This is a genomic window from Crocosphaera sp. (assembly GCF_030064895.1).
In the GTDB taxonomy this organism is placed as follows: Bacteria; Cyanobacteriota; Cyanobacteriia; order Cyanobacteriales; family Microcystaceae; genus Crocosphaera.
The window spans coordinates 1-18,563 of sequence record NZ_JASJEB010000056.1; the positions used below are offsets into that span (position 1 = coordinate 1).

The window sequence follows — 18,563 nt, forward strand, 5'->3', positions numbered from 1 at the left end:
GAAACTACTACTCTGGGACTCAGAGGAAAGGAAACCGTCTGTCAAGTCGAGGTGTCGGGGGTGATGAGCCTAGATAACTGGCGTAGGGGGATACCCCTGTGGGCAGAAATATCCCGTCGTGAGTCGGGAAGCCCACGCTATACTGCTTAGCAGTTAGCGTGGGAGGATGTCACAAAAATATTTATCTTAAGACAATTGTAGATTGTCTGATTAGATTTTGCTATCCTAAAAAAGAAGAAGTCATGAGAAGCTAGGGAAAATATGAAAGGATTTTTGTTGATTTTAATGGTTAGTTTAATAATTATGATTGGCACTATTAATCCTTTTAGTTATTCTTCTACTGTGATGGCTAAAGTTGATCAGGGAATGGTTATGAGTAAGGTTAATCTATTATCGGCTGACGAATTAACAACAGCTTTAAATCAATTGGAAGGATGGACAATAAAAGAAGGTAAATTACATCGTAAATTCCAATTTTCATCTTTTGTAGAAGCCTTTGGTTTTATGTCTAGTGTTGCCTTAGTTTCTGAATCTATGGGACATCATCCTGAGTGGTTTAATGTTTATAATCGTGTCACCATTGATTTAACAACCCACGACTCAGGTGGCATTACTATGAAGGATGTAGAGTTAGCAAAAAAAGCAAATGAACTTGCTAAGAAATAACTAATATTAATCTTTTAAAGAATAAACTAAAAACAAATTAAAGCATTATCTAGAAATAAAACAAAATCATGAATAATCCTATCGTTGTAATCGACTCCCTCAAAAAAAATTATGGTTCTATTGTTGCCCTGAAAAATATTTCTTTTACTATCGAAACTGGAGAAATATTCGGACTTTTAGGACCCAATGGTTCAGGTAAAACCACCACAATTCGCTGTTTATGCACTCTTGCAAAGCCCGATCAAGGTAAAATTGAAGTCAAAGGGGTTTCAGCATTAAAAGACCCTAAAACAGTGAGAAATCGTTTGGGTTATGTTGCCCAAGAAGTAGCCATAGATAAAATGTTAACAGGGCGAGAATTGTTGGAATTACAAGCAGCTTTGTATCATTTACCAAAGAAAGCAGCCAAAACAAGAATTGAACAATTATTAAACTTATTAGACTTAGAAGAATACAGCGATCGCAAAACAGGAACCTACTCAGGAGGTATTCGTAAACGTTTAGATTTGGCCGCCGGACTTTTGCATCAACCGGATCTGTTAGTATTAGATGAACCAACCGTAGGATTAGATATTGAAAGTCGTTTCATTGTTTGGGACTTTCTTAAACAACTAAAAGCAGCAGGAACAACGGTTTTAATTACCAGTCATTATCTAGAGGAAATAGACGCTTTAGCCGATAATGTAGCAATTATTGAACAAGGAGAAGTGATTGCCCAAGGTAGTCCTTCTCAACTAAAAGAGCGTTTAGGAGGCGATCGCGTCACCCTCCGTACTCAAGAATTTTCTCCTTTATCAGAGGCAGAAAAAGCTAAACAGGTGTTAGAAACCTTGCCTTTTGTAGAGGAAATTATTATTAATCCCTCTCAAGGAAATTCCCTTAATTTAATTGTGACAACTGGTAGTAATTCTTTGAGTAAAATTGAGCAAACCTTAACAGAAAATCATTTACCAATATTCAGTTTAGCCCAGTCTCGTCCCAGTCTCGATGATGTTTATTTAGCAGCTACAGGAAAAACTTTAATGGATGCAGAATTAGCTGCCGCAGGTAGTCGGGATCTTAAAAAAGAAAAGAAACAAGAAATGAGTTAAACAGTTATAGCAGGAGACGGGGAGTGTGGGAGACGGGGAGACTGGGAGACTGGGAGACTGGGGAGTGTGGGGGGTGTGGGGAGACTGGGAGACTGGGAGTGTGGGGAGTGTGGGGAGAGGGTTTTACGGTTTGTTGACTAATTTTTCAATACGTCGTTTAACTTAAACAAAAATAAAAAGATAAACTGTCATTGCGAGGAGTAAAAACTGTTACTGAAGCTTGGTTTAAGAATTAATTACACCTCCCTCCCAAGCAATCTTTAACACAACTAGAAAAATAAAGATTGGTTCGGGAGGATAATGAAGAAAAATAAAGAAAAATCAGGTTCTAGTATTAATTAACCTCCCTCGCAATGACAATCAATAAATAACAATTCACCCTTAAGTTGACACCAATAAATAATATTAAGCCCCCACATCGGTTTTATTTTCTTAAAGAAAATTTCCATATTCAAAACAGTGATAACCCATAAATGAAAGCCGAAAACAGGTTAAAGTAAAAAAGGCGGGGTGAAAATACGCAAAAAAAATTATGAACGCAACAAACGACATTATTATCATTGGCGGTGGTATTATCGGGATGGCGATCGCAGTGGATCTAAAACTGCGGGGCGCGTCTGTTACTGTTTGTAATCGTAACTTCCCTCAAACCGCTTCGGTGGCAGCAGCAGGAATGTTAGCCCCCAACGCCGAAGAATTACCCCCAGGCCCTTTATTAGATTTATGTTTAAAGTCCCGTTGGTTATATCCTGAATGGGTACGAAAATTACAAGACCTGACAGGACTGGATCTCGGTTATAATCCTAGTGGTATTCTCGCCCCAGTCTATGATCTCCCTACGGTTGATGTTCGCAACCATAACCAGGGTCAATGGTTGGATAAAACGGCAATTAATCTCTACCAGACAGGTTTAGGAGACGACGTTGTAGGTGGTTGGTGGTATGCCGAAGATGGTCAAGTAGATAACCGTCAGGTGATGCAAGCTTTACGGCAAGCAGCACAACAACTGGGAGTAAATGTTAGAGACGGTGTAACCATTCAAACCCTACAGCAAAAACAGGGTCAAGTTACCAGCATTTTAACCAATCAAGGGGAACTATCAGGCAACAGCTACATTATCGCTAATGGTTCTTGGGCTAGTCAAATACTGCCCCTTCCTGTGCATCCCGTCAAAGGGCAAATGTTAGCGGTGAAGATGCCTCACACCCCCAATGAACCCTATCCCCTACAAAGGGTTCTTTATGGTCCTAGTACCTACCTAGTCCCCCGTCAGAATGGACGTTTAATTATTGGTGCAACTTCTGAGGATGTGGGTTGGACTCCTCATAACACCCCCGAAGGAATCGAAACTTTAATTAAACGGGCAACTAGATTGTATCCTGACATCGCTAACTGGGAAATTGAGGAATTTTGGTGGGGCTATCGTCCAGGAACTCCCGATCAATTACCTATATTGGGTCACTATGGTTGCAATAATCTGATTTTGGCCACCGGTCATTATCGTAACGGTATTTTACTGGCACCTGTTACCGCTTCTCTCATTGCAGACTTAGTTATTAATCAACAAATAGATCCCCTACTCAACAATTTTAAAGGCGATCGCTTCCATACTCAACCTTCTCCTCCTCCTCCTGCACCTATGAACTCTTTTAATGCTTATCCTGTTCCCAAAACTATCAATGGTCACAACGGTAACGGCAGTTTATCCTCCCCAGATCAATTAATTATTGCTGGACGCAAGTTTAATTCACGGTTGATGACAGGAACTGGAAAATACCCCAGTATTCCCATCATGCAGGAAAGTGTGGCGGCCAGTGAATGCCAGATAGTGACGGTAGCGGTAAGACGGGTGCAAACTAAGGCCCCCGGACATGAAGGTTTGGCGGAAGCTTTGGATTGGGGTAAAATTTGGATGTTACCTAATACTGCTGGTTGTAAGACAGCAGAAGAGGCTATTAGGGTGGCTAGGTTAGGGCGAGAAATGGCGAGATTATTGGGACAAGAAGACAATAATTTTGTCAAGTTAGAAGTGATTCCTGATTCTAAATATCTATTACCTGACCCCATCGCTACTTTAGAAGCAGCAGAAATATTAGTTAAAGAAGGGTTTGCCGTGTTACCTTATATCAACGCTGATCCCATTTTAGCTAAACGCTTAGAGGAGGTTGGCTGCGCTACGGTTATGCCTTTGGGTTCTCCTATTGGTTCCGGTCAAGGTATTCGCACCCAGGCTAATATTGAGATTATTATCGAAGAGGCAAATATTCCTGTGGTGGTTGATGCCGGCATCGGAACCCCTAGCGAAGCTTCCCAAGCGATGGAAATGGGGGCAGATGCGGTGTTGATTAATAGTGCGATCGCCTTGGCTAAAAATCCTGTGTTGATGGCGAAGGCTATGGGAATGGCCACGGTTGCCGGTAGATTGGCTTATTTGAGCGGCAGAATACCTGTTAAAGATTATGCGATCGCTAGTTCTCCTTTAACTGGAACTGTGGTCTGATACTAAATCCTGTTGTCAAACCCATCTTATCTTTTAGAAGAGGCAGGGGGCAGGGGGCAGGAGGGTTTTCAAGTTGTAAGCTATGGAATTTAAAAGGGGGTATGGCAAGGGGATTTGGAATGAAACCCCTAAAAGTTGTTTAGTTTTCTGTTGTCTTTTCTTTTTGGAATAATAATTGAATGGCTAATAATATTAAACCAAAGGCAACAAAGAAGAAAACAAATGTTCCTAATGAGGCGACACCAGTTACTAAAGTTCTCACTAATGAACCAATTCTTAACACTAAAGGGTTAGAAGATGTTAAGGGTTTACTGGCAAAAGTTTGGATAATTGAACCGGTTAGGTTGTAGAGTGCATAACCTAACGCCCCAGAAATGGCCGCCCCTGTTAAACAGTTACTAGGGGTTGGCTTTTTGGGGTCGGGTTTTTCTGAGGGATCACTCATAGAAAAAATTACAATATTCTACATCTAATTATAGCATACTAAAGCCTAAATTATCAACTAAAAATGCCCACTTATCGGCAATTTCTTCTATTAGTTTGGTGGTGGGTTTTCCTGCACCGTGACCGGCTTTTGTTTCAATCCGAATTAAGACGGGTTTCTCTCCATTATGAACATTTTGCAAGCCGGCAGCGAACTTAAAACTATGTGCTGGAACGACTCGATCATCGTGATCTGCTGTAGTAATCATGGTAGCTGGATAGGCTGTATTTGCTGTTAAATTATGTAAGGGAGAATAGGCTAAAAGTGTCTTAAATTCTTCTTCGTTTTCGGAACTTCCATATTCTGGACACCAAGCCCAACCGATTGTAAATTTATGAAAACGTAGCATATCTAAAACTCCAACTGCTGGCAATGCTGCGGCGTATAAATTAGGTTTTTGGGTGATACAAGCACCAACTAATAAACCGCCATTACTACCGCCTCCAATGGCTAATTTTTGGGAAGAAGTATAGTTATTTTTGATTAACCATTCAGCAGCAGCAATGAAGTCATCAAAGACATTTTGTTTCTTATCTTTCATTCCTGCTTGATGCCATTCTTGTCCATATTCTCCTCCTCCTCTGAGGTTGGGAACGGCGTAAACTCCTCCCATTTCCATCCAAACTAGGTTACTAATGGAAAAAATAGGGGTCAAGGAAACATTGAAGCCACCATAAGCATAGAGATATGTGGGGTTGTTCCCATCTAGTTTTAGTCCTTTTTTATGAGTAATAAATATAGGGATTTTGGTTCCGTCTTTACTCTCATAAAATACTTGTTTTATTTCGTAATTATTAGGTTCAAAATATACAGTGGGTTGACAAAATATTTCACTTTCTCCTGTTACCATGTCATAGCGATAAATAGTCGTAGGGGTGGTGAAGGTGGTAAAAGAGTAAAAGGTTTCAGTGTCTTCTTTTTTGCCATTAAATCCCCCTGCTGAACCAATTCCAGGTAAGCTTACGTCTCTGATAAATTTACCTTGTAAGTCATGAATTTTAATAGCGGATTTTGCATCTTGAAGATAATTACAAATAAATTGATTATTCAAGATACCAACACCTTTCAAAGCTTGGTTATTTTCTGGGATAATTTCTTGCCATTTTTCTTGGTTTGAGTTGTTAATATCAATAGCAATAATTTTGCCTTTGGGGGCGTTTAAATCAGTACGAAAATAAAAGATTGAACCTTCGTTATCAATGAAGCTATAGTTAGCTTCAAATTGGTTAATTAGTTCAATTACTTTGCTATTTTCTTGGCTTAAATTTTTATAAAAAATGAGATTTTTGGGATCGGTTCCTTGCCAAACACTAATAATTAAATATTGTCCATCTTCGGTAACTCTTCCACTGAAACCCCATTCTTTTTCATCGGGACGTTCATAGATTAATACATCTTCGTTTTGGGAAGTTCCTAACTTATGATAGTAGAGTTTTTGATAGTAGTTTGTATCTTCTAGTTTGGTTTTTTCGTTGGGTTCATTATAGCGACTATAGAAGAAACCTTGATTATCTTTTGTCCATGATGTCCCTGTAAACTTAGTCCATTTGAGATGATCTGATAAGTCTTTTCCTGTTTCTATTTCTCTCACTTTCCATTCTACCCAATCTGATCCCGAGATGGATAAACCGTAGGCTAAATATTGAGCATTTTCTGAGATAGATAAACCGGATAAAGCGACAGTTCCATCTGTGGATAAGGTGTTAGGATCTAATAATATTGTGGGTTGATCTTCAAGATTTTTGAGAGTATATAAAACACTTTGATTTTGTAACCCATTATTTTTAAAATAGAAGTATCTATCTGCTTTTTTGAAGGGAATACCATACTTTTCATAATCCCATAGTTTTGTTAAACGTTCTTTTATTTTTTCTCTTGCTGAAATAGTAGATAAATAGTCAAAAGTAAGTTTATTTTGAGCAGAGATCCATGTTTTAGTTTCTTCTGAGTCGGGGTTTTCTAACCAACGATAAGGATCTTTTATTTCTACACCGTGATAAATATCAATAACGTCTTGTTGTGGTGTGGTAGGATAAGAAAAATTGGGTGACATTTTTAATTATTTTTGTAAGCATAAGGACTATTTATAATTTTATCATCCCGTAGGGGTTTGAATGAAGTCAGAAGTCAGAAGTCAGAAGTTTAATTTATAGTTGATGATTCTAACAAGCAATATAAGCTATTTGAATGCTTAAGATCATTAAAGATTGTTCTATTTACATTGGAATATTATAAGGGTATAATAACCTTATTGGGCTTAATATTATTAAGCCCCTACGAATACAATTTTAAGATTCACCGGGAGCATCCCAAAGTTGCAAATTGTCCTTGATTGATAATAGTTGATCTGATTAATTTCGCCCCGTCTCCCCATCTCCCCCTCTCCCCGTCAAACTCCAAGAATAAGTTTTTGGCAAAAATGGGATGCTCCCGATTCACCACTATTAGAACTACTGAATAATGGCATAACTGGAATAGAATTACAATAAACTTTAAACGAACTAATTAAACCACTATCTAAGAATTAAAATAGTTTCATGTCTGCCAAAGATATTGTAACATCTTGATGAGTTATTACTTAAAAATCACGAAGTAATTATTTTCTTTACTTTTTGATTTTTAAGCATACAAATAATCCCAATTAAAACATCAAATTGAATTTTAACGGGCAGTATAACCCCCGTCAACTGGTAATGCTAAACCTGTGAGAAATTTTGCTTCATCACTAGCAAGAAAAACGGCCGTCGCGGCGACATCTTCAGGGGTTGGCATTCCTGGTAATGGGTTAAGATTATTGAAAGCTTCACGCATTTTTTCTGGATCATCGCTATTATTAATATGTTCTTCAACTAAAGGCGTATTAACAACAGTAGGACAAATAGCATTAACACGAATTCCCTGAGAAGCATATTCAATAGCAGCACATTTTGATAATTGAATTACACCTGCTTTTGCCGCAGAATAGGGAGCAATATCAGGAAAAGCTACCATTCCAGTAGTAGAACCCATATTTATGATAACACCTTTATTTCCTTTTTCTACCATAGCTGCTATTCCATATTTCATGCCAAAATAAACCCCATCTAAGTTAATTGACATCACCTTACGCCAATTTTCTAGGGAACTTTCGGCAGTGGGTGCTTGCTTTGAAGGAATTCCGGCATTATTGACAACAATATCAACTTTTCCGTAGTGATCAACTGCCTTTTTTACCATGGCTTCAACTTGAGTAGGATCACTAACATCAACTGCACAGAAAATGCTATTTTTGAGGCTATTAGCGACAATTTTGCCTTTTTCTTCTTGTATGTCAGCGATCATTACTTTTGCACCTTCTGCACTCAAACCCTCAGCGATTGCTTTTCCTAATCCAGAGGCTGCCCCTGTAACAATTGCAATTCTATCGTATAATTTACCTGTTTGGCTCATTTTGCTTAGATTTCACTCCCAGAAATTTGATTCCATCAAGCTTAACATAAGTCTTAATCTCAAAACAGAAAATCTGAATCAGAAATCAAAAGTTAGTATTTTTTATTAACATTTAACTCCCCAAAAATCATATTTTAACTGGTAACTGATCACTGATCACTGATCACTGAAAAAACTGCTAACTGAATTAAATTACTCGTAACATTCTATCTTCTATTCCTTCCCAAGTTTGAGGAGAAACATTCACCGCAGCGTCTTTACATTGAAGCATTAACCAGTTTATATAAAAATAGTGATCATCAATTTCTTCTAATGCTTCTTCTCTGAGATTTATTAATTCTGGAGTAAGATGAAAAGCATTATTCCAGATTTGATCAATATTTTTTAAAAAATTAATACGAACTTCTCTAGACAATTCATCATCAGGAATCTGTGTTTTTAATACTTCTAGTTGACTGAGTAATTGAGAGTAGTTAATCTCATTAAAAATCTTATCTTTCTTTAAGATATTAGCAAGTTTAATAAATTTATTAATGGCTTCAGCGATGGTGTCTGTGTAGGTGTCGGCGTAGGCGCAGAAGTAGGCGTTGGCGTAGGCGTTTTCGTAGGCGTTGATGTAGGTTTTGGTGTAGGATTTGATGTAGGCTTTGGCGTAGGCGTTGTCGTAGGGGTAGGCATTGGCATAGGCGTAGGCGATCGCTCTTTTTGCCAGAGGTTTCATCTCTCCTGCTGATCCATTTGTCATCCTTTCTCCCCACTCTAATAAAGGCACTAACTTTTCCATGCCTAAAGGGGTTTGTAAGAATTTTCTTGTTTCATTTTCCATCAATAATAATAACTGATCTGCCCCACCACGCATTAAACCGGCAACCAATATAAACACTTCTTTCCAACGAGTTTCAGTTATATGATTGCTGACTAATTTACTAATTAAATTATGATCAAGAATATATTGTGCTGTGAGATATTCTTGTAAAGTAAGGTGAGAAAAAGAATAGATATCTGTTGCTCTTTCTACTAAAATTCCTTGTTGTACTTCGATGGCATTTAATACAGCTTTGCAGTTTAAATGTTGCGGGGCATTGAGATTTCCTGATAAAAACTTTTTAATCTGTTCAATAATATCTTGTTCATAGAAAAATAACTTATCTTCTTGGAAATTATTGTAAGCAATATCTGCTAATAAAATTTCTTCCAACTCCGTATGTAAACCTTCATAAATAGGATCTCTTTTTATTCGTTTTTCCGATGCCCATTCTTCTAACAAAATATTTAAAGCTTTCCGATACAAAACACTTCTGTTATTAGGAAAGCTTTGAGTTTTATCATAGGTTAAACAAAGAAAAGTTAATAATAAAGGAGTTTGAGCTAATTCTTTTGCTCCTTTGTATTCATCTTTTTGTAATAAATTCCAACAATTTTCTGCTGTATTTGTTTCTCTATCTAATTCTGTTTTAAACCAATTATTGATAAATTGCTCAATTTGCTGATCATTAAATTCTGCCATTAATACATCAGTAAAGCGACGAAACCAGTTATTATAAGCTGCTGTACGACAAGAAATAATAAAACGATTCTTATCATGTTTATCTACAAAGTCTTGAATCTTATTAATAACTCGATCCAGATTTTTTGTAGGCACTTCATCTAAACCATCTAAGAGTATTAATAACTTACCCTTATCTAGCAATTTTTCTACAGATTCTTCTGCTTCAGGAAACTTACAGATATCAAATTCATCGATAATCATCTTTTTGATATTAATGTCTTCTTCTGTAAATTTTTTAAGTTCAATAAAGACAGGAATACAAGAATGCTTATAACTACCCTTTCTACTTTTTAAAGCTTCTAAACCCATTTTTCTTAAAAAAGTTGATTTTCCTGCTCCCGGTTCCCCTATTACCATCAAATATTGTTGTTCATTAGCAACAGTTATTCCTGACTTAGTATCTCCTTTCTCACTGCGATATTTACGTTTATTACTGCTACGATAATTCTCTTCTAAACTAGAAATATCAGCAAAATTTATTATTTCATCTTTAGGCAAAAAACGAACCATTGTATAGATATCATCTAAGTTAACAGGTTCCCTCATTCCTAAAACTTTCAGAATACCATTACGGTTACTATAATTTTTAACATATTCTTGTGCTGCGTTATAAATTAACTTTCTAGTATTTTCGTTTAAACCTTTAGCAAACCGAGATAAAAAGTTACTACCTTGAGTCCAAGCTGTCTTAATAACAACTCCTGTCATACTTTTTGCAGCAGTATCAATTATAATGGGTTCTAAACCTGTTAGCATCTGTAAATTATGTTTGAAAATTGAACAATATCTATCATTATAATAGCTCAAAACTTATTATCAGTTAGCAGTTATCAAACATTGAACATTGAACATTGAACATTGAACATTGAACATTGAACATTTTGGTTTCAAGCCTACTTCCAAACGAATGATAAATGATAAATGTTAAATGAAATGACCAGTTATCAGTTATTAGTGTCATTCGGAGGTACGAGAAATCTGTTTAACGCTTTAAGCATAGCAGATAGTGCTATAGTTGAAAAAACTCTAAAATCTTTATTATGAATCAATTAACCAACAAAAAAATAACCTTGTTTATAACTGTTATAGGTTTAGTTGTATTTTGTTCATCTACACAACCAACATTATCTCATAGTGGACATGATCATAGTCGTCCTGAACCAAAAAGCACAAAAATAGAACAAGAAAAAATACAATCTTCTCCAACTCCTGAAACTCAAAATACTCAAGAAATAGAGAATAAAACAATTAATGTTACATTACAAGAAACCAATCAATTTAATTTAATTCCTCAAGCATCAGAATTAGTTTTTTTATTAATGGTTTCTAGTCCTATTATTCTCAAAACTATTAAACAAAAAATCTAAAATTATATGTTAATATTATAGCGGTTTCCATACTTGTGAGGTACAGAGGTTATCGCTTTAAGGCAGGAGGCAGAAGGCAGGAGGCAGGTGTTAGGTGTACCTCATGAATCCGAAAAACGCTATAAAACATTTAGGACATTCCTCTTACTTCGGAATGACCAAACATTGAACATTGAACATTGAACATTGAACATTGAACATTTTGGTTTCAAGCCTACTTCCAAACAAATGATAAATGTTAAATGATAAATGAAATGACACTGGTAACTGGTATATGAATCGAATTAATATAAATTACTTACGTCAACTGCATTATAAAATTGCGCCTTTGATGATTTTCCCTTTACTTTTAACTGTCATCACAGGAACCCTATTTCAAATAGCAGTAGTAACCGGAAACGCTGATAATTTTATTTGGTTATTAGAATTACATCGAGGAAAATTTGGACGCATTAACTTAGAAATGATTTACCCCTTTTTAAATGGTTTTGGTTTATTAATGTTAGGCATAACAGGAACTATTATGTGGTTACGAACCCGTCCTGATAATTGAACTATTTTCATTCATTAAAAAATCATAAAAACAAAAAAAATATCTTAGTTAATCTTACATAGTAACCTGAGTTTGATATAAGGAAATTTCGAGAAAACTAACTCAAATCAGAAGTCTCAAACCTTCATTCTCTCGTTAAAAAATTTATAACTCCTAACTCCTAACTCACGTTAGTATGGTCTAATAGTTATGGTTTGATTAAGAAAAAAATATGAATTATTTATCAAATAAAATACTGAAAAATTTAAGGTAAATATGACTTATACTCACAATGTAATTATCAAATTCATTATCTAGAATATGTTGCTTCCCATGACCGCTAACGCTATCAAAAAGTTTGCCTTTACTGTCATTCCTGCTACTTTATTTTTCGGGGTTTGCGTTCCCTCAGCCAATGCTTTAAATATCACCCGTCAGGGAAGTTATGAAACAGGACTAGAAGAAGCAGCAGAAATCGTAAGCTATGATCCCACATCTCAACAGCTATATATCACCAATGCTGCTCAAAATCGGATAGACATTGTTAGTATTAGTGATGTTCAAAATCCTTCCCTTTCTAGTTTTATTGACTTGAATACTTTTGGTGGCGGAGTTAATAGTGTTGCCGTTAAAAATGGTGTCGTGGCAGTGGCAGTTGAAGCGAATACCGCAACTGATCCTGGTACAGTAGCTTTCTTTAATACTACAGGAACTCTTCTCAATACCGTTACTGTTGGCGCATTACCGGATTCGTTAAGCTTTACTCCAGATGGTTCAAAAGTCTTAGTAGCCAATGAAGGGGAACCCAATGAAGACTATACTATTGATCCAGAAGGTTCCATTAGTGTTATTGACCTTTCAGGTGGTATTGGCAATTTAAACCAAACCAACGTTAGTACCGCTAATTTTAACGCTTTTAATGGACAAGAAGACGCTTTAAGAGCTAGTGGCGTGAGAATTTTTGGATTAGATATAGATAATCCCAGTGATCCAAACCAAACAGCCTCAGCTTCTCGAGACTTGGAACCAGAATTCATCGCCGTTTCTCCCGACGGAGAAACTGCTTTTGTCACCTTGCAAGAAAATAACGCCTTTGCAGTAGTAGATATTGCCACAGCGATGGTTACTGATGTTGTTGCCCTTGGGTTCAAAGACCATAGTTTACCCGGCAATGGTTTAGATGCGAGTGATGACGATGGTGAGATTAACATCCAAAATTTGCCAGTTTTCGGAATGTACCAACCAGATACCATCGCTTCTTATCAGGTAGGAGATGAGACTTATTATGTCACCGCTAACGAAGGGGATTCGCGCGCGCGTCCTAGCGATGACGATGTTTTACCTCCTCCTAATGATGAAGAAGGTGATATTTTTAACGAAGAAAACAGAGTTCGAGATTTAACCCTTGATCCCACCGCTTTTCCTGATGCTGCTACCTTACAAACTGATGAAGTTTTAGGCCGTCTTAATGTTACCAATACCCTTGGAGATACGGACGGTGATGGTGATTTTGATGAACTTTATGCTTTCGGAACCCGTTCCTTTTCTATTTGGAATAGTGACGGACAATTAGTATTTGATAGTGGGGATGATTTTGAGCAAATTACTGCTGCTTTAGTCCCTGATATTTTCAATGCTAACCGCACAGGTGGTTTTGATACTCGTAGTGATAACAGAGGGCCAGAACCCGAAGGGATAACCGTTGGTATGATCGGCGATCACATCTATGCTTTCATCGGTTTAGAACGCATTGGTGGATTTATGACTTATGATGTTACTGATCCCTTAAATCCCTTATTTATTGAATACATAAATGACACAGCTTTAGGAGATTTAAGCCCGGAAGGATTATTATTTATCCCTGGTGAAGATAGTCCCAATGGTGAATCTTTATTAGTTTTAACCAATGAAGAAAGCGGTAACACTTCTATTTATTCTGTGACCACCCCTGAACCCGGTTCTATTTTAGGATTAATGATGTTAGGAATTGTTGGTACTTTAAAAGCCAAATTCTCTGGCAAAAATTCCAAAGTAAAATCCTAGTCTAAAACTTAGGGGTCAACGGCCGTTGACCCCTAAAATAACCATTAAAGTTGGTCGGTTGCTAACATTTGAATCAACCGAGGTGTCCCTGGATCAAACCCTCCTAAGTCCCAAGATAAAGGATCTTTCGGGTCAACTAAACTAATACCATAAGGGGCTAAAGTAACATAAACCGCCTTAACTTTGGGGTTGACTTTTTGACGATATCGGGCTAAGACTCGAGAAGGATGACTCGAACCAGCCCAACTTTCACTATCAGTCCAAAAACAGATTACATCTGCTTTAAACTTATTTTTGATCGCCCAATTATAAGCTACACTGGCATCAGTTCCCCCAAAATTGCGATCGCTAGTTTTTTTCAAAGCAGATTGAAAACTATCCTTTCGAGAAATACCTAAATCGATAAATTCTGTAGAAAATCCCCGAATTGTGTAGTTTTTCTCCGCTTTAGCCGTCACTAAGGCCATCGCTGTGGCAATTTCGCAACAACTTAACCCAACCGAGTCCACCACACCCCAAGACATCGATCCGGAAATATCTACCGCATGAAGAAACACTTTCCTTGTGGGTTTCGCAATATCAAAAGATAACTCCACCGCTTTGTCCAATATTTCCACAATACGAGGAACTGGTTGCCAGTTTTTCTTACTACGTCCCAGTTTTCCCCCAGACTGGTAGGTTTTTAGGGCTTTTAGCACATCAATAGGGTGAATACGCCCTTTTTTGAGACGGTTAACATCATTAAGAACTTTTTCTACGCGATCGATATTTTCGGTTTCATCCCCTCGTAATACCCCCAACTCCGTCAAAGATCCTAAGTTACGCAACATAGCACCAATAGGCATCTCATTAAACAGCAGTTGCCAGGCTTTTTTGTCCATTTTTCCCACAGGAGCAGCCATTTCATGAGTTAAACGACCTTTTTTGATCGCCTTATGGGTTTGCTCGGGATGATGTTTTAACCATTCGTACCACCATATCTGCGTTAATGCTTCAGAAGGTATTTCCTCGGGTAAATAATTATCCCATCCCTTCACCACCCAGTTAAATAGCTGTTGATGCTCATCGGTGGGGGGTTTAACATGAAATAAACGCAACGCATCTCGGTTGGAAAAACCATACCGTTGTTGGTACTTTAATAGTTGATAGGCCAACCCTTTAACATCCTCCCGTGATAACCATTGCGTTCCCACTTCTTGGATGATCTTGCCAAACCCTCGCAAAGATTTGGTATAACTTAACCATTCATAAAAATGGCTACCAGTGCGGACAACTTCGGGGAAAATAGTCCTAAAAGCTTCTTTTGCTTCAGGAGTCTTACCCATAGATAGTAAAACTAATCCTAACAATGGCGCACTATTGTTAATAGAACGTCCATTACTGGCGTAAAGTATCTCAGAAGCAACCAAACCCGGATCGCTGTTAACCCCTTGTTTGAGAACATGGATAAAATCGTCCGTTAATTCCCGTTTTCCAGCATAATAGGTACTTTTTGCAGTGCCGGTGAGGAGACAACGCCGTAATAGTTTCCACAACCCAGCATCAAACATCCAACCGCCGGATCTCCCTTGAATCATTTCTGCTTCTCGTCCAGGGATAGGTTGGTTTTGGGGCGTTCCTTTTTGTTTACGGGTAAAAAATTGATAATTCATCTTTATCTCCTCGGCCAGTTTTGGCAAAAAAAAGACACGGCGAAGGTGGGACTCGAACCCACAACCTTTCGATTAGAAGTCGATAACCCTCATTCTTCGGCCCAAAGGGCAAGGGATGAACAAGGATAAATGTTCTGTCCGTTTGAACTACTTCGCCAAGTGGTGACGGAGGGGGGACTAGAACCCCCAACAGTCTTAGTTTTTAAGTCGATAACCCTCATTCTTCGGCCTAGAAGGCAAGGGCTGAATAAGGATAAATTAAGATGCTATACCATCGGACTTTCCTCATTCATAATCAACTATATACTACATTTATAATACATACTACAAAAAGTGTCAAGGGTTTTGCTAGAAATTTTTTTGATGACGGAGAGGGGACTCGAACCCCTAACCTTTTAGTCCCGATAACCCTGATTCTTCGGCTTAAAAAGCAAGGAATGAATAGGGATTTTCTAAACCCTTCGTACCAATGGAAGCTCCTCCGTCGTGGTTAACTATGTCTAAAAAAAAGACGGCAGGAGAGGGATTTGAACCCTCTAACACCTTTCAGCATCATTACCAACGATAATCCTCGTTTTTCGGCCTGATTGGGCAAGGAGCAAACAAGGAACCTTCCTGCCTTTTCTTGTAGTATTGTAACACAATTATTATATTTTGTCTTATTGTTGTAGTGTAATAATTATACTGACATCTTGCACCATTGATATTTTTTGAGAATTTATAGGTGAGGACTTCTGCAAACATTTTGTTAAATACTCCAAACTCCGATTTAAGAATTGAGATTTCTTTTAGCTTGTTGTTTTAAGTCTTCACTCCATTCCTTGAATTGGTTAATTCCCACTTTACCAATGATTATTGTTGCTATTAAAAATAACAGATGTACCCACCAAGGTAGAGGTTGATAGGAAAAGTTTTTAAATCGGATGGTTTTAGTATTAGAAGCAAGGTTAACTAACCCGTGAGTTTCTGAGTTAACTATCACTTGGGTTTCATAAGAACCAGCTTTTTCTGCATTTGGTTGTTGATAGGTAATTTCATATTCTCGTAGAGTTGTTAAAAATTTGTTTAAGCTATCGATGACTTCTTGTGCATTTCTAGGAAATCGGGAAATCCCTCCTGGTGTCGTTTGAGCAATTTCTTGTAAGCGATCTTCATCCACAATAAATTCCCTGATATCTTGTCCGCTAATTCGACACCATTCTAGAAGATTATTAACGGTTTGCCTCTCTTTTGATAAATTATAATCACAAGTAGCTCGATTATAAACTGTGGATAAAGACTCTCCATATCCCATTGCATGAACTGTCACCTTAGAAGAATATTCTTCTATAATATTTTTAAGTTCCTGAAATCGTTTTTCTTCACGGTTGCGGTTAGGATCTGCATCAAATCCATCCGTAAATAAAATGACCCCTAATCGTGGTACAATTTCTGAGGAATCTGCTTGAAAACGCTCTTCATTTCCTAAAAACTCTACTGCTTCAGTAAGAGGTTGATAGAGATTAGTTGAAGCACAAACTTTAACTTTAGCAAGGTTGTTAAGATAAGACTTTGTTTCTGGATAAGGACTTGATTCTAAATTCTCCTTAATAATTTCTTGGCTAACTCTATAATTATTATCACATCCTTCTCCAAAGGGAACCAGAGCAATTTCAACAGGAAGGTTTTGTGCTTCAATGGCCTCAAGAAATACTTGTACTCCATCAACTGCACCTCTTAATTTCTTTACACCAGAATCATCTTTATGTTTCATACTACCACTCATATCTAGTAGGATAACTAAATAAGTAGGATCAGGTTTAGCTTTTTCTGGTCGTATTAATTCAATATCTCTTAGTATCTCTTCTGTTCCATCAGGAAGAATCGTTTTAACTTTAAAGTCTTCTGGGTTTAGTCCTCGAATGGGAATTCTTTGATCATCAACAACTCTCACTTTTAAAGTAACATTATCTTGCTCAGAACTACCTCGAACTATCTCCACTGTATTAGAATTAGGAAAAGCTGGTAACGGAAAAATATTAAATAGAATAGTGACTAATATTAATGTTGATTGATTAAGTAAATTCATTTTTTTAGGTACTGGGATCAAGGAAGCGATCATAAAAAATAAAACGGTAAAATTTGTCTTTTTCTTGTTCATAGTAAAAAGTCAGTATTTGATTATGATGTAATGGTTGGGGTCGGCTATTTTCTAATAGGTATTTTGCTTGTATTTTAACTTTACTTTTAGCCAAACATTTAATTTTCCATTGTTTATTTTCTAGAATTAACTCTGCTACTTTTGCTGGTGTTTCAGGTAAACAAATATGTGAACCTTTGGCAGAGCCAATGACAATAGTGAAATTATTTTTAGTAGGAAGTTGAATCGATAATCCTTCTTCAATTAAGTCTTTAGTTTGTCTTGTTTCAATATATTTGAAAGGAACAAAAGTGAATCCTGAACTATTTTGTTGACTATCAATTATTTTTGGATATGGCTTTTGATTATCTACATTTTCATCACTTATTGCAAAACCTCGACCTGCTCTCAGTGCAACTTGATAAGCAGGAGTGGTAGAAAAGGTTAAGGATAGTCCCAAACAAGTTCCTAAAATAATAAATCCTAATGGTTCTTCGTATCCTCCTAATTTAATTGTTTCTGGAATTGACTCGATTAATAAAGCAGCTATAAATCCAGCTATTCCACCAAACATAGGTGATTTTATTAGCCTATTTTTTGTCAAAGAACTAGATCCTTCCGTTGTCAAAAAGTACCAACAAAGTCCTTCTGCTAATCCTATTCCTAATCCAATAATCAACCAACTAACTACTCTTATAACAGAGCCAGAAATCAATTGATATAATATAAGAATAACAATGGCAGATATACCACCTGTTACAATCCCCATTTTTAAAGCCATATAGACATAATCTTTTCTGTTTCTTTTATTGGCTTTATCGTGAGTTGGATTACTTAAATAAATAGCAGTATAAACTAATGATACACTTAAAACAACTGCTACTATAGGAAATAAAACTATCTCTGGTAAGAGAACTTCGTTGATGTGAAATAAAATATTTTCCAGGTTAGAAGGAATTTGGTTCTGGGAAATAGTTGTTAAAATAAACTTAATGGGATAAACTAAGAATAGCAAAGCAATATTCCAGGCAAATAAAGCTGCAGTAACACCAGCTAAACTATAGAATAAGATTTTGGGGAAACGTGAGAATAAGCTTTTCAAAACATTCACTACTCCATATTTCAGGCTAC

Annotated in this window: 13 protein-coding genes, 2 tRNA genes and 1 pseudogene; 7 read left to right on the forward strand and 9 right to left on the reverse strand. The window is 36.9% G+C overall.

The window, feature by feature from the left end; genetic code table 11:
* From QNJ66_RS13730 to thiO, 4 genes and pseudogenes are all read left to right on the forward strand, one after another.
* Positions 1-150 (forward strand): annotated as a pseudogene (locus tag QNJ66_RS13730) (RNA-guided endonuclease TnpB family protein); the annotation flags it as partial.
* A gap of 111 nt (positions 151-261) precedes the next feature.
* On the forward strand, positions 262-666 hold the full coding sequence (locus tag QNJ66_RS13735; protein ID WP_300507852.1) for a 4a-hydroxytetrahydrobiopterin dehydratase: 405 nt from the start codon (positions 262-264) through the stop codon (positions 664-666).
* 68 nt (positions 667-734) lie between these two features.
* The gene (locus tag QNJ66_RS13740; protein WP_300507854.1) at positions 735-1,757 is read left to right on the forward strand and encodes an ATP-binding cassette domain-containing protein; all 1,023 of its coding nucleotides are present in this window, start codon (positions 735-737) and stop codon (positions 1,755-1,757) included.
* Positions 1,758-2,289: 532 nt separating this feature from the next.
* Positions 2,290-4,257, forward strand: a complete 1,968-nt coding sequence (thiO, locus tag QNJ66_RS13745; protein ID WP_300507855.1) for a glycine oxidase ThiO — start codon at positions 2,290-2,292, stop codon at positions 4,255-4,257.
* A gap of 139 nt (positions 4,258-4,396) precedes the next feature.
* On the opposite strand, the gene QNJ66_RS13750 is transcribed toward thiO, so the two are convergent.
* The 4 genes from QNJ66_RS13750 to QNJ66_RS13765 form a co-directional block, all read right to left on the reverse strand.
* On the reverse strand, positions 4,397-4,702 hold the full coding sequence (locus tag QNJ66_RS13750; protein ID WP_300507857.1) for a DUF3082 domain-containing protein: 306 nt from the start codon (positions 4,700-4,702) through the stop codon (positions 4,397-4,399).
* Between the two features lie 28 nt (positions 4,703-4,730).
* Entirely contained in the window at positions 4,731-6,794 is a 2,064-nt protein-coding gene (locus QNJ66_RS13755; RefSeq protein ID WP_300507859.1) for a prolyl oligopeptidase family serine peptidase, read from the reverse strand.
* A 608-nt stretch (positions 6,795-7,402) separates the two neighbouring features.
* Positions 7,403-8,170, reverse strand: coding sequence for an SDR family oxidoreductase (locus tag QNJ66_RS13760; protein WP_300507861.1), 768 nt, complete (start codon positions 8,168-8,170; stop codon positions 7,403-7,405).
* Positions 8,171-8,357: 187 nt separating this feature from the next.
* On the reverse strand, positions 8,358-10,475 hold the full coding sequence (locus QNJ66_RS13765) for an NACHT domain-containing protein (RefSeq protein WP_300507863.1): 2,118 nt from the start codon (positions 10,473-10,475) through the stop codon (positions 8,358-8,360).
* Between the two features lie 284 nt (positions 10,476-10,759).
* On the opposite strand from QNJ66_RS13765, the gene QNJ66_RS13770 reads away from it, so the two are divergent.
* The 3 genes from QNJ66_RS13770 to QNJ66_RS13780 all read left to right on the forward strand — a co-directional run bounded on the left by QNJ66_RS13770 (position 10,760) and on the right by QNJ66_RS13780 (position 13,661).
* On the forward strand, positions 10,760-11,086 hold the full coding sequence (locus QNJ66_RS13770) for a hypothetical protein (RefSeq protein ID WP_300507865.1): 327 nt from the start codon (positions 10,760-10,762) through the stop codon (positions 11,084-11,086).
* 274 nt (positions 11,087-11,360) lie between these two features.
* Positions 11,361-11,639: a PepSY domain-containing protein gene (locus tag QNJ66_RS13775; protein ID WP_300507866.1), complete on the forward strand. Its 279-nt coding sequence runs from the start codon at positions 11,361-11,363 to the stop codon at positions 11,637-11,639.
* A gap of 312 nt (positions 11,640-11,951) precedes the next feature.
* Entirely contained in the window at positions 11,952-13,661 is a 1,710-nt protein-coding gene (locus tag QNJ66_RS13780) for a choice-of-anchor I family protein (protein WP_300507868.1), read from the forward strand.
* A gap of 44 nt (positions 13,662-13,705) precedes the next feature.
* Here QNJ66_RS13780 and QNJ66_RS13785 read toward each other — a convergent pair whose 3' ends face one another.
* The 5 genes from QNJ66_RS13785 to QNJ66_RS13805 form a co-directional block, all read right to left on the reverse strand.
* On the reverse strand, positions 13,706-15,313 hold the full coding sequence (locus QNJ66_RS13785; protein WP_300507870.1) for a TROVE domain-containing protein: 1,608 nt from the start codon (positions 15,311-15,313) through the stop codon (positions 13,706-13,708).
* A 37-nt stretch (positions 15,314-15,350) separates the two neighbouring features.
* A tRNA-Arg gene (locus QNJ66_RS13790) sits at positions 15,351-15,470 on the reverse strand.
* Positions 15,471-15,677: 207 nt separating this feature from the next.
* Positions 15,678-15,799, reverse strand: a tRNA-OTHER gene (locus QNJ66_RS13795).
* Between the two features lie 283 nt (positions 15,800-16,082).
* Complete coding sequence (locus QNJ66_RS13800) at positions 16,083-17,381, reverse strand: vWA domain-containing protein (protein ID WP_300507871.1); 1,299 nt, start codon at positions 17,379-17,381, stop codon at positions 16,083-16,085.
* Between the two features lie 4 nt (positions 17,382-17,385).
* On the reverse strand, positions 17,386-18,534 hold the full coding sequence (locus QNJ66_RS13805) for a hypothetical protein (RefSeq protein ID WP_300507873.1): 1,149 nt from the start codon (positions 18,532-18,534) through the stop codon (positions 17,386-17,388).
* Between the last annotated feature and the right edge of the window lie 29 nt (positions 18,535-18,563).

Bases quoted from the DNA above. Each gene is read 5' to 3' on its own strand.
- QNJ66_RS13765 (WP_300507863.1), bottom strand. From the start codon at position 10,475: ATGCTAACAGGTTTAGAACCCATTATAATTGATACTGCTGCAAAAAGT.
- QNJ66_RS13750 (WP_300507857.1), bottom strand. From the start codon at position 4,702: ATGAGTGATCCCTCAGAAAAACCCGACCCCAAAAAGCCAACCCCTAGT.
- QNJ66_RS13755 (WP_300507859.1), bottom strand. From the start codon at position 6,794: ATGTCACCCAATTTTTCTTATCCTACCACACCACAACAAGACGTTATT.
- QNJ66_RS13800 (WP_300507871.1), bottom strand. From the start codon at position 17,381: ATGAATTTACTTAATCAATCAACATTAATATTAGTCACTATTCTATTT.
- QNJ66_RS13770 (WP_300507865.1), top strand. From the start codon at position 10,760: ATGAATCAATTAACCAACAAAAAAATAACCTTGTTTATAACTGTTATA.
- QNJ66_RS13740 (WP_300507854.1), top strand. From the start codon at position 735: ATGAATAATCCTATCGTTGTAATCGACTCCCTCAAAAAAAATTATGGT.
- QNJ66_RS13785 (WP_300507870.1), bottom strand. From the start codon at position 15,313: ATGAATTATCAATTTTTTACCCGTAAACAAAAAGGAACGCCCCAAAAC.
- thiO (WP_300507855.1), top strand. From the start codon at position 2,290: ATGAACGCAACAAACGACATTATTATCATTGGCGGTGGTATTATCGGG.
- QNJ66_RS13735 (WP_300507852.1), top strand. From the start codon at position 262: ATGAAAGGATTTTTGTTGATTTTAATGGTTAGTTTAATAATTATGATT.
- QNJ66_RS13780 (WP_300507868.1), top strand. From the start codon at position 11,952: ATGACCGCTAACGCTATCAAAAAGTTTGCCTTTACTGTCATTCCTGCT.
- QNJ66_RS13760 (WP_300507861.1), bottom strand. From the start codon at position 8,170: ATGAGCCAAACAGGTAAATTATACGATAGAATTGCAATTGTTACAGGG.
- QNJ66_RS13775 (WP_300507866.1), top strand. From the start codon at position 11,361: ATGAATCGAATTAATATAAATTACTTACGTCAACTGCATTATAAAATT.